The organism is Anaerolineae bacterium (assembly GCA_011176535.1).
GTDB lineage: Bacteria > Chloroflexota > Anaerolineae > Anaerolineales > DRMV01 > DUEP01.
In genome coordinates this window covers 21,234-31,678 of sequence record DUEP01000015.1, presented here as the reverse complement: position 1 = coordinate 31,678, position 10,445 = coordinate 21,234, and the positions used below count along the sequence as shown (strand labels likewise).

General features: G+C 61.1%; 13 protein-coding genes. All 13 read left to right on the top strand.

All coding sequences use genetic code 11. From position 1 onward, the window contains the following. Nucleotides 1-1,001, top strand: a 1,001-nt coding sequence (gene dhaK, locus G4O04_03185; protein HEY57536.1) for a dihydroxyacetone kinase subunit DhaK, incomplete at its 5' end; no start/stop codon positions are given. A gap of 32 nt (nt 1,002-1,033) precedes the next feature. Further along, nucleotides 1,034-1,663 (top strand): dihydroxyacetone kinase subunit L, encoded by a 630-nt coding sequence (gene dhaL, locus G4O04_03180; GenBank protein HEY57535.1) that lies wholly within the window; start codon nt 1,034-1,036, stop codon nt 1,661-1,663. 40 nt (nt 1,664-1,703) lie between these two features. Beyond that, nucleotides 1,704-3,215: a glycerol kinase GlpK gene (gene glpK, locus G4O04_03175; GenBank protein HEY57534.1), complete on the top strand. Its 1,512-nt coding sequence runs from the start codon at nt 1,704-1,706 to the stop codon at nt 3,213-3,215. A 217-nt stretch (nt 3,216-3,432) separates the two neighbouring features. Further along, nucleotides 3,433-4,608, top strand: coding sequence for an FAD-dependent oxidoreductase (locus G4O04_03170; GenBank protein HEY57533.1), 1,176 nt, complete (start codon nt 3,433-3,435; stop codon nt 4,606-4,608). A 1-nt stretch (nt 4,609) separates the two neighbouring features. Beyond that, complete coding sequence (locus G4O04_03165; protein ID HEY57532.1) at nt 4,610-5,335, top strand: succinate dehydrogenase/fumarate reductase iron-sulfur subunit; 726 nt, start codon at nt 4,610-4,612, stop codon at nt 5,333-5,335. Beyond that, nucleotides 5,332-5,736: a succinate dehydrogenase, cytochrome b556 subunit gene (sdhC, locus tag G4O04_03160; GenBank protein HEY57531.1), complete on the top strand. Its 405-nt coding sequence runs from the start codon at nt 5,332-5,334 to the stop codon at nt 5,734-5,736. Before G4O04_03165 ends, sdhC begins: the two co-directional genes overlap by 4 nt. Before the next feature lie 10 nt (nt 5,737-5,746). Further along, nucleotides 5,747-6,079 carry a succinate dehydrogenase, hydrophobic membrane anchor protein gene (sdhD, locus tag G4O04_03155; GenBank protein HEY57530.1) on the top strand — a complete coding sequence of 111 codons (333 nt, stop codon included), beginning with the start codon at nt 5,747-5,749 and terminating at the stop codon, nt 6,077-6,079. Between the two features lie 36 nt (nt 6,080-6,115). Beyond that, nucleotides 6,116-6,352 carry a hypothetical protein gene (locus G4O04_03150; GenBank protein HEY57529.1) on the top strand — a complete coding sequence of 79 codons (237 nt, stop codon included), beginning with the start codon at nt 6,116-6,118 and terminating at the stop codon, nt 6,350-6,352. 1 nt (nt 6,353) lies between these two features. Further along, complete coding sequence (locus G4O04_03145; GenBank protein ID HEY57528.1) at nt 6,354-6,968, top strand: methyltransferase domain-containing protein; 615 nt, start codon at nt 6,354-6,356, stop codon at nt 6,966-6,968. Further along, on the top strand, nt 6,965-7,360 hold the full coding sequence (locus tag G4O04_03140) for a PTS-dependent dihydroxyacetone kinase phosphotransferase subunit DhaM (protein ID HEY57527.1): 396 nt from the start codon (nt 6,965-6,967) through the stop codon (nt 7,358-7,360). Before G4O04_03145 ends, G4O04_03140 begins: the two co-directional genes overlap by 4 nt. Nucleotide 7,361: 1 nt before the next feature. After that, nucleotides 7,362-7,658: an HPr family phosphocarrier protein gene (locus G4O04_03135; GenBank protein ID HEY57526.1), complete on the top strand. Its 297-nt coding sequence runs from the start codon at nt 7,362-7,364 to the stop codon at nt 7,656-7,658. Continuing rightward, a complete protein-coding gene (locus G4O04_03130; GenBank protein ID HEY57525.1) occupies nt 7,658-8,653 on the top strand; it encodes a sugar-binding transcriptional regulator in 996 nt (331 codons plus the stop codon). The genes G4O04_03135 and G4O04_03130 overlap by 1 nt, the downstream gene beginning before the upstream one ends. Beyond that, entirely contained in the window at nt 8,637-10,394 is a 1,758-nt protein-coding gene (gene ptsP / locus G4O04_03125) for a phosphoenolpyruvate--protein phosphotransferase (protein ID HEY57524.1), read from the top strand. The genes G4O04_03130 and ptsP overlap by 17 nt, the downstream gene beginning before the upstream one ends. Nucleotides 10,395-10,445: the final 51 nt, after the last annotated feature.

The window sequence follows — 10,445 nt, the reverse complement described above, 5'->3', positions numbered from 1 at the left end:
TGAAGAAGTTGATCAACCGACCGGAAGATGTGGTCAAAGAGGAATTGGAAGGTATTGCCCTGGCGCATCCAGATTTGGTGAAGGTGCATTTCGATCCGAACTACATCGTTCGGGCGGATGCACCGGTGCAAGGCAAGATGGGTATTGTTTCCGGCGGTGGGAGCGGCCACGAACCGCTGCACGGGGGATATGTCGGGATGGGCATGCTGGACGCGGCCTGCCCGGGTGAGGTCTTTACATCGCCCACGCCGGATCAGATTTACGAAGCCACGAAGGCCGTGAATGGGGGTGCCGGAGTTCTGCACATCGTCAAAAACTACAGCGGCGATGTGATGAACTTTGAAATGGCTGCTGAGATGGCGCGGGCGGAAGGGATCGAAGTGGCCACGGTGATCACCAACGACGATGTGGCCGTCGAGGACAGCCTTTACACCCAGGGCCGTCGTGGAGTGGGGGTGACGGTTTTCGTCGAGAAAATCGCCGGGTCGGCCGCCGAGGCCGGGCTGCCTTTGGACAAGGTGGCCGACATCGCCAGGCGGGTCAACGAGAATGGCCGCAGCATGGGGATGGCGTTGACCTCCTGTACGGTGCCGGTCGCCGGCAAGCCCACGTTTGAGTTGGCCGAAGACGAGATGGAAATCGGCATTGGTATCCACGGTGAGCCTGGCCGCACGCGCATGAAAATCAAGCCGGCCGATGAAATCGTGGACATGCTGGCCGAAGCCGTTTTGAGCGACCTGCCCTTCAAGTCCGGAGACCGGGTGATTGCCATGGTGAACGGCATGGGCGGGACGCCCCTGATCGAGTTGTACATCGTGTATCGCCGATTGGCACAAATTTGCCAGGCTAAAGGAATCACCATTGAGCGCAATCTGATCGGCAACTTCATCACCTCTCTGGAGATGGCGGGAACTTCCATCACGCTGCTGCGGGTGGATGATGAGTTGCTCAAATTCTGGGATGCCCCGGTGAAGACACCCGCCCTGCGTTGGGGCATTTGAGCCGCTCCCGCCCGCCTTCAAGGAGAAGCAGCATGGTCACCAAACAAGATGTGCTCAAATGGCTTCATCACTACGCGGAAACCCTGGCTGAACAGAAGGATTACCTCACCCAACTGGATGCAGCCATTGGAGATGCTGACCATGGCATCAACATGGACCGGGGCTTTCAAGCCGTGATGGCCCAGTTGCCCAGTGTGGAGGACAAAGACATCGGTGCCATCCTCAAGAAGGTGGGAATGGTCCTGGTGTCTACCGTGGGCGGTGCGGGCGGGCCTTTGTATGGCACTCTGTTCTTGCGCATGGGCATGGCCGTGAACGGCAAAGAAGAATTGTCGACGCAGGATGTGCTGAAAATGTTCGAGGCGGCGTTGGAAGGCGTCAAGCAGCGGGGCAAAGCCCAGGTGGGCGATAAGACCATGGTGGACGCCATGACGCCCGCTGTGGAGGCCTTGCGTAAGGCGCTGGCGGCGGGAGACGACCTGCGCACTGCCCTGGAAAAGGCAACCGCTGCAGCCGAAGAGGGGATGAAAGCCACCATCCCCATGGTGGCCCGCAAAGGCCGTGCCAGTTACCTGGGCGAGCGCAGCGCCGGTCATCAGGACCCTGGCGCCACCTCGACTTTTTATCTGTTCAAATGTGCTATGGAGGTTTGGTGTTCATGAGCCCTTGTGGATGGGCTTCAACTCAAAGGAGGAGGTAACCATGACGAAGAAAAAGTATGTCGGTGCCGTAGATCAGGGTACGACCAGTACCCGCTTTATGATTTTTGACCGTGAAGGTCAGGTTATCGGGATCCACCAGTTAGAGCACGAGCAGATCTATCCTCAGCCCGGCTGGGTGGAACACAATCCCATGGAAATCTGGGAGCGCACGCAACAGGTGATCAAGGGGGCGTTGGAGAAGGCGGGGGTGGATCCCTCTGAACTGGCCGCCATTGGCGTGACCAACCAGCGGGAGACCACCAACGTCTGGGACAAGAACACCGGCAAGCCTTACTACAACGCCATCGTCTGGCAGGACACCCGCACCAAAGAGATCTGTGACGAGTTGGCCAAGGATGGCGGGCAGGATCGTTTTCGCCTCAAGGTGGGGCTTCCCCTGGCCACCTACTTCTCCGGTCCCAAGATCAAGTGGATTCTGGATAATGTGCCCGGCGTACGTGAGGCGGCCGAGAAGGGCGACGCCCTGTTTGGCAACATCGACACCTGGGAGATCTGGTGGCTGACCGGCGGCCCCAACGGTGGCGTGCATGTCACCGATGTGACCAACGCCAGCCGCACCATGTTGATGGACCTGAAAACCCTGGACTGGGACGACGAAATCCTGGGCATCATGGGGATCCCGCGCCAGATGTTGCCCGAAATTCGGCCCTCCAGTGAAGTTTACGGCATGACGGCCAAGGATGGACCTTTTGGCATCGAGATTCCCGTTTCCGGCGATTTAGGCGACCAGCAGGCGGCGCTGGTGGGGCAGACCTGTTTCGATGTGGGTGAGGCCAAGAACACCTACGGCACGGGTTGCTTTATGCTGCTCAACACCGGCACCGAGCCCATCCCCAGCAAGAGCGGCTTGCTGACCACCCTGGCCTACAAGTTCGGCGATCAGCCGGCTTACTATGCCCTGGAAGGCTCCATCGCCATCACCGGAGCGTTGATCCAATGGTTGCGCGACAACCTGGAGTTCTTCGAGAAGTCGGCCGATGTCGAGCCTTGTGCCCGCAGCGTGGAGGACAACGGCGGCATCTACTTCGTGCCCGCCTTTTCGGGGTTGTTCGCGCCCTATTGGCGCTCCGATGCCCGCGGAGTGATTGTGGGGCTGACCCGCTACATCCGTAAGGGCCACATCTGCCGCGCGGCCCTGGAGGCCACCGCCTACCAGACCCGCGAGGTGTTGGACGCCATGAATAAGGATTCTGGCGTGGACCTCAAGGCGCTCAAGGTGGACGGCGGTATGGTGGTCAACGAATTGTTGATGCAATTCCAGGCCGACATTCTGGGCGTCCCCGTGGTGCGCCCCAAGGTGGCCGAGACGACCTCCCTCGGCGCGGCTTACGCAGCGGGGCTGGCGGTAGGCTTCTGGGACAATCTGGATGACCTGCGGGCGAACTGGCAGGTTGACCGCACCTGGGAACCCAAGATGGGTGAAGAGGAGCGGCAACGGCTCTACAAGGGCTGGTTGAAGGCCGTGGAACGCACTTTCAACTGGGTCGAGTAGGCCCGAAGGCATGGTCGAGGTTGTGACAATGCTTTCCGGGTTGGCTTTCCCCGCAAACGGGTGAGCGACAAAGGGCGGGGAGCACTTCCCCGCCCTTTCTAACTTGTTCAAGGCATGGTTTTCTGTTATCTTTGCGGTGTTTGATGGGCTTTCGCCGGCAAGCCCCTCGCACGAAGCCAGCGGAAGCCGCCCATCCCCGTTTTGGGAGAAGCATGTTATGAATCAGCCTCATGTCGTCGTGATCGGCGGAGGGGCCACGGGCGCAGCCGTGGCCCACGACCTGACGCTGCGAGGCGTGTGTGTCACGCTGGTGGAACGAGGCGAAGTCACTTCAGGGACTACGGGCCGGCATCATGGGTTGTTGCACAGTGGCGCTCGTTATGCGGTCAAGGACCAGGAATCCGCCAAAGAGTGCATCGAAGAGAACTTCATTTTACGCAAAATTGCCCCTGGTTCGTTTGAGTTGAACAACGGCCTGTTTGTGGCCATTACCGAAGAAGACATGGCCTACCGTCCGGCCTTTTTGGAGGGGCTGGAAGTTTGCGGGATCCCCTACAAAGAACTCACCCCTCAGGAGGCGTTGGCCCGCGAACCGAACCTGAACCCTGCGGTAAAGGCGGCGGTGGAGGTGCCCGACGGCACGATGGATGCCATGCGGATCGTGTTGTGCTTTCTGGCCACGGCGCAGCATCACGGGGCGCGAATTTTGACCTATACCGAGGTGGAAGAAATCCTCGTGCAGGGGAAGACGGTGACCGGGGTGCGGGTCCGGGATCATGTGACGGGCAAGGTGTATGATATCGGCGCCGATGTCGTGGTCAATGCCGGTGGGGCATGGGCCGGTAAAATTGCCGCCATGGCCGGCGTGCATGTGCCCATGCAGCCCTCACCAGGCGTACTGGTGGCCGTCTATGGCCGTTGGAACAACATGGTGCTGAATCGCATGCACCGTTCCGGTGATGGCGACATCATCGTGCCCCAGCGGACCTTGTCGGTGATCGGGACCAGTTCCTGGGTGGTCGAGGACCCGGACAAGTTGGAGATGAAGAAAGAGCACATCCAGTTGATGTACGATTACGGCGCCCAGTTGGTGCCGGCCATCCGGAACGCCAAATTGCGGGCGGCCTGGGCGGCTGCCCGGCCGCTCATCGGCTCCGATGGCGGTGCGCAAACCGGACGGGAACTTAGCCGCACCTTCAAGTGCTTTGACCATGCCGAGAGAGACGGCGTGGAGGGCTTCGTGACCATCGCCGGAGGAAAGGCAACCACGGCTCGCGGCATGGCCGAAGTCACGGCAAATGTGGTGGTGAAGAAGTTGGGCCTGGACGCGCCCTGCCGCACCCGCGAGGTCGTTCTTCTCCCCCATACGGCGTACTACCGGCGGAGGATGTGACATGGCTGAGGTGACCTTCAAGATCTTTCGCTACAAACCGGGCCTCATTGACCCGCCTCGGTATGACACTTACCGGGTCACGGTGGAAGAGCATCATACGGTATTGGATGTGCTGGAGTACCTGCGTTTGGAAGACCCCACCCTGACCTATCGCCATTCGTGTCATCATGGCTCCTGCGGAACCTGCGGTATGTTGGTCAACGGGAAAGAGGTGCTGGCTTGCGTCACCCGCGTGGTGGATTTGGGCACAACGCAAGTGGTCGTGGAGCCTTTGCGACATCAGCCGTTGGTCAGCGACCTGGTTGTGGACATGACGCCCTTCTTCGAGAAGTACGAGCCTATGGGCATGCCCTACATCCGGGAGAGCGAATTCCTGCCGCAAGCCCAACCCCCAGAGGAAGTGGGGCGGTACATGCGGTTTGAAAACTGCTTGGAGTGCGGGCTGTGCCTTTCGGCCTGTCCGGTGGTCGGCACCGACGCCAGGTTTTTAGGGCCGGCGGCCCTGGCTGCCGCGGCGCGGGTGGTGCAGGAGCCGCGCGGACAGGATGTGGCCGCCGTGCTCCACATGGTGGACACCGAAGAAGGGTGTTGGCGTTGCCACACGGCCCTGGAATGCTCCGAAGTGTGCCCCAATGGCGTTCAGCCTGGGGAGATGATCTTGTTCCTGCGTCGGAAGTTGCTCCTTGAGCAGGGGCAAAACCATGCGAAACAGGGAGGCCGTCCATGACCACGCTGGAGGAATATTCCCGACCCAAGCCAAAGGCACCTCGCCCTTCCATCGGCGAATGGTTCAGGGTCAACAAGCGCGGTGTGGCGAATTGGGCTTTTGTGCTTCACCGCCTGACGGGCATCGTGCTGGTTCTTTACTTGTTTCTTCATCTGTTTGTGCTACGGTGGCTCACTCTGGGGCCGGATTCTTACCAGGAAATCCTGACCCTGTTCCGGCAACCCTGGATTACGGCTTTGGAAGCCGTGCTTATCGGCACGGTGGTGTACCATGGGCTGAACGGCCTGCGCTTAGGTCTGATGACCCTCAATGTGGGGCTCAAATACCACAAGGCCATGTTTTGGGCCGCCTTGGCCCTTTCGGTGGTGTTGACCTTGCTGGCAGCGTGGTTCATGTTTTAGGAGGCTGGTTATGGACAGGGGACGCAAAGTCTGGGTGTGGCAGGCTTTCACCGGCGTGTTGCTGGTGATTTTGCTGGGCGTGCACTTGCTGGCGAATCATTTTTTGGCAGGTGGATTGATGACCTATGAACAGGTGCGCGCTTATCTGGCCAATCCCTGGGTGATGATGCTGGAGGTCATCTTTTTGGTCACGGTGACCTACCACGCCCTTCTGGGCGTGCGCGCCGTGATTCTGGACCTGGGCCTCTCGGCCGGAGCGGTCAAACGGATGGATACAGGTTTGCTGGTTTTCGGGTTGTTGATCGTCGGATACGGCTTGTGGATCTTTTCCACCCTGCTTTGACCGTGCCGTATCTGTTCCATAACCGAGGAGGAAACCTTGACCCCGAAAGAACAGTCGGTTCCCAAGAGTAGCGGCGGGCCATGGCTCAAACGCCGCACCGGATTGCGGATCATGGGGTTACTGAGTGTAGCCCTGGTGGCCTTGGTATGGTACACGGCCCCTGCGCACGCCAATCGCTGGGAAGTGCTGCGGCTGGCGTTGGTGGTGTTGGGGAGTGTGTGGTTGATTTTTGCCTTTACCTACACCTTGAGCCGATGGTTACGGCGTGGATAGCATGATGCGACACACCTCTAGGGAGGAACGCTTTGCCTCCCGACAAGATCTGGACCTCTGGGAACTGCGCTTTGCCCCGTATACCGCGGAGATGTACGACTTTGTGTTGGAGCGCTTGAAGCCGACGGATGTGCTTCTGGACATCGGAGCCGGAGATTTCCGCCTGGCGTGGGCGGCAGCCCGCAAAGTGCAGCGGGTGTACGCCCTGGAAGTGCAACCTCAACTGGTGGCCGGCTTCCTGTCGCGGGTGGGGTACGCCCTCCCCCGGAATTTGCAGGTGATCTGTGCCAATGCCCTGGACTTTCCCTTTCCGGAGGAGATTACCGTAGGGGTGCTTTTTATGCGCCATTGCCGGCATTTTGTGGTTTACTTTCGGAAGTTGGAGCAGGCCGGAGCCCGACGGTTGTTTACCAACGCCCGATGGGGCATGGGCGTGGAGGAAATCGATTTGGGCCGCCCCCGCAAGCCCTTTGAGAAGGCGGCCCCGGGGTGGTATGCCTGCCGGTGTGGCACCGTTGGCTTCAAGGAACCGGAAGACCCTACGGAGTCTTTTTCGGAAACGGTTCAGGAAGTTTCTCATTGTCCTGCTTGCCTGGAAAAGGAGTTGGCTTTATGATTGGCATTGTGATTGTCTCGCACAGCGCCAAAGTGGCCGAAGGCGTCAAGGATATGGCGGAGCAGATGAGTCAGGGGCGGGTGACCATTGCGGCCGCAGGTGGCGTGGATGACGAGACGCTGGGTACCAATGCCGAGCGCATCCTGGCTGCGTTGCAGCAGGCCTATTCTCCCGATGGCGTGTTGGTGCTGCTGGATCTGGGGAGCGCCGTGATGAGCGCCCAGGTGGCGTTGGAGATGCTTCCGGAAGAGCAGCGCCAGGTGATCAAACTAAGCGATGCCCCCCTGGTAGAGGGTGCCATTGTGGCTGCTGTGGAGGCCTCGCTGGGCCGGGGTTTGGAAGCGGTCAAGCAGGCGGCCGAGGCGGCCAGCACTATGAGGAAGATTTTGTGACATGACCATTCAACCTGTTGCTCGTTCTCTCGTTTTGGAAGTGCAGAATCCTGTAGGACTGCACGCCCGGCCGGCAGCGTTGTTCGTGCAAACGGCAGCGCAGTTTCAGGCCAGGATTCAGGTGCGTAATGTGACGCGCGAGACCGCTTTCGTGGACGCCAAAAGCATTCTGGGCATCATGAGCATTGGCGTGGCCCAAGGGCATCAAATCGAGATCATCGCCGAGGGCGAAGACGCGGAAGAGGCCCTGGAGGCGTTGCGCACGCTGGTGGAATCCAACTTCGGTGAAGAGGCGTAATGTTGCCGACCGACTCCCATTACCACAAACTGGCCCGTGTGGCGCGGTTGTATTACGAGGAGAACAAGACCCAGGCCGAAATCGCTGAGCAACTGGGGGTGTCGCGCTCGCAGATTTCGCGCTGGCTTCAAGAGGCACGGGATTTGGGCATTGTGGAAATCCGCATCCAGCCGGTGTGGAGTCGGGTGGCAGAATTACAACGGCGGTTGGAACAGCGCTTTCCCCGGTTGAAAGAGGCCCTGGTGATGGAGCGAGGGGGACAGGGCTACATGCAGTTAGTGCAAAACCTGGGGATTTTGGCGGCCAGCCGTTTGACCGAACTGCTGGAAGGCAAGAAGATCTTGGGCATTGCCTGGAGCACCGGGGTGTATCAGGTGGTCAATGCGTTGCGCTCGGCCAAACAACGCGGCGTGACCGTGGTTCAGTTGATGGGCACGGTGGGCTCGGTCAACCCCCTGCTGGACGGGCCGGATTTGGCCCGCTGGCTGGCGCAAATTCTCTCCGGCCACTATCGGTATTTGCCGGCGCCGTTGCTGGCCAAGGACCCCCAGGCCCGGGAAGCTATCGTACAGACCCCGGTGGTTCGCGAGACCATCGCCCTGGCCGAGCAGGCTGACATCGCCTTGGTGGGCATCGGGGCCGTGTGGCCGCCCAATCTGTCCAGTTTCTACAACGCACGTATCCTTTCCGAAGAGGAATTGCGGGCGATTCAGGCTCAGGGCGGGGTGGGGGATGTCTGCGGGTATTTCTTTGACCTTCAGGGATGCGTGCTGGATTTGGAACTCCATCGGCGGCTCATTGGCATCTCGTGGGAGGGCCTGCGGCGGCTCCCCAGCGTGATGGGGGTGGCCGGAGGGCGTCGCAAGGCCAAGGCCATTTTGGGTGCCTTGCGCGGCGGGGTGATCAATTACCTGGTCACAGATAGTGAAGCCGCGGAACGCATCCTCTGGCTCGATGAGCAACACGGAGGGAAGTGTGATGACGACGACCTTTGACCCTGGCGAACCCCGGCTTTTTCGCGGGGTTGCGGCATCCGCGGGGGTGGCTATCGCCCCGGCGTTTTTGTTTACGCCTCCGGGGCCGGAAATCGAGACCCCTCCCACTGGCGGTACCGCAGACGAGGAACTTCGCCGCTTCCACCAGGCCCGGGAGGCCGCCCGGGAAGAGATCCAGCGGATTTACGACCAGGCCCTGGCCCAGGTGGGTGAAAAGGAGGCGGCCATTTTTCAGGCGCACCTGTTGTTTTTGGATGACCCTGCCTTGCGGCAGCAGGTGGAGGCGGCCATCCAGAGCGGGCAACCGGCGTCTCTGGCTTGGAACGAGGCAATTGAACAATACGCCGCCATGCTGGCAGGGCTGGATGACCCGGTGTTTCGGGCGCGGGCGGCCGACCTGCGCGATGTGGGGCAGCGTGTGGCCCACCTGTTGCGCGGGGAGCAGGCTGAGATCCCTTTGCCGCCGGAGCCGGTCGTATTTTTTGCCGAAACGCTCACGCCTTCTCAAACGATCTCCTTGCCCTCGGACCTGGTGCGGGCGTTCTGTACCGTGCAGGGGAGCCCCACTTCGCATGTGGCCATCCTGGCGCGCAGTCTGGGCATCCCGGCGGTGGTGGGGCTGCCTGCGGAGGTGCTCCAGGCGGTGCGAAATGGCGAGACGGTGATCGTGGATGGCGGGGAGGGCGTGGTGCTACTGTCACCCAATGCCGCCACTCTGGCGCGCTATCGGGCACGGTTGCAGGCCGAGCAGGCGCGCCGGAAGCAGGCCTTGAGCCTGTGGGAGCAACCGGCGGTCACCCTGGACGGGCGTCGGGTGCAGTTGGGGGCCAATGTGGGCGGTGGCGGCCCCGAGGAGGTGCGCCAGGCGCTGCAATATGGCGCTGAGGGCATCGGCTTGCTGCGCACTGAGTTCCTTTACATGGGGCGTCAGGCCCCACCCGACGAAGAGGAGCAGGTGGCCACCTATCGGGCCTACATCCAGGCCATGGAGGGGCGCCCAGTCATTTTCCGCACGGTGGATATCGGCGGCGATAAGGCGATCCCTTATTTGAAGTTACCGGCCGAGGCCAACCCCTTTCTGGGGTTGCGCGGGCTGCGCTTTTCGTTGAGCCAGCCGGAACTTTTCCGCACCCAGTTGCGAGCCATCCTGCGCGCAGGAGCGGGCACCCAGGGCGTGGTCAAAATCATGTTCCCCATGGTGGCCTCGGTGGAGGAAGTGCGTCAGGCGAAGGCGCATTGGGCCCAGGTGCAGCGGGAACTGGCTCAGGAGGGCCGGGAAGTGGCTCAGGGCGTGGAGGTGGGGATCATGGTGGAGATCCCGGCGGCGGCGCTGTTGGCCGATGTGCTGGCCGGGGAGGTGGACTTTTTCAGTTTGGGGACGAACGACTTGAGTCAGTACACCCTGGCGGCCGATCGCACCCATCCCGAGGTGGGGCACCTGGCCGATGCGTTGCACCCGGCCGTGCTTCGGCTGGTGGCGCAGGTGGTGGAATCTGCCCATGCGGCGGGGCGATGGGTGGGGGTTTGCGGAGAATTGGCCGGCGATGCGTTGGCCGCGCCGGTGCTGCTGGGCCTGGGAGTGGACGAGTTGAGCATGGCCCCAAGGGCTCTTCCGGAAGTCAAGGCGCACATCCGGCGATGGTCTTTCGCCGAAGCCCAGGCGCTGGCGCAGGAGGTGTTGCGCTTGGCTACGTCGGAGGAAGTGCATCGGCGCCTGCGTGAGGCTTATCGGGAGGGGTAAATCTGCTTTCGCAAGAGGGCGTGAAGAGCGAGGGCGCGGGCCGGGCGGTGA

Coding starts and splice junctions, on each gene's coding strand:
- G4O04_03140 (HEY57527.1), top strand. CDS start 6,965: ATGATTGGCATTGTGATTGTCTCGCACAGCGCCAAAGTGGCCGAAGGC.
- G4O04_03135 (HEY57526.1), top strand. CDS start 7,362: ATGACCATTCAACCTGTTGCTCGTTCTCTCGTTTTGGAAGTGCAGAAT.
- G4O04_03170 (HEY57533.1), top strand. CDS start 3,433: ATGAATCAGCCTCATGTCGTCGTGATCGGCGGAGGGGCCACGGGCGCA.
- G4O04_03145 (HEY57528.1), top strand. CDS start 6,354: ATGATGCGACACACCTCTAGGGAGGAACGCTTTGCCTCCCGACAAGAT.
- glpK (HEY57534.1), top strand. CDS start 1,704: ATGACGAAGAAAAAGTATGTCGGTGCCGTAGATCAGGGTACGACCAGT.
- dhaL (HEY57535.1), top strand. CDS start 1,034: ATGGTCACCAAACAAGATGTGCTCAAATGGCTTCATCACTACGCGGAA.
- G4O04_03165 (HEY57532.1), top strand. CDS start 4,610: ATGGCTGAGGTGACCTTCAAGATCTTTCGCTACAAACCGGGCCTCATT.
- sdhD (HEY57530.1), top strand. CDS start 5,747: ATGGACAGGGGACGCAAAGTCTGGGTGTGGCAGGCTTTCACCGGCGTG.
- sdhC (HEY57531.1), top strand. CDS start 5,332: ATGACCACGCTGGAGGAATATTCCCGACCCAAGCCAAAGGCACCTCGC.
- G4O04_03130 (HEY57525.1), top strand. CDS start 7,658: ATGTTGCCGACCGACTCCCATTACCACAAACTGGCCCGTGTGGCGCGG.
- ptsP (HEY57524.1), top strand. CDS start 8,637: ATGACGACGACCTTTGACCCTGGCGAACCCCGGCTTTTTCGCGGGGTT.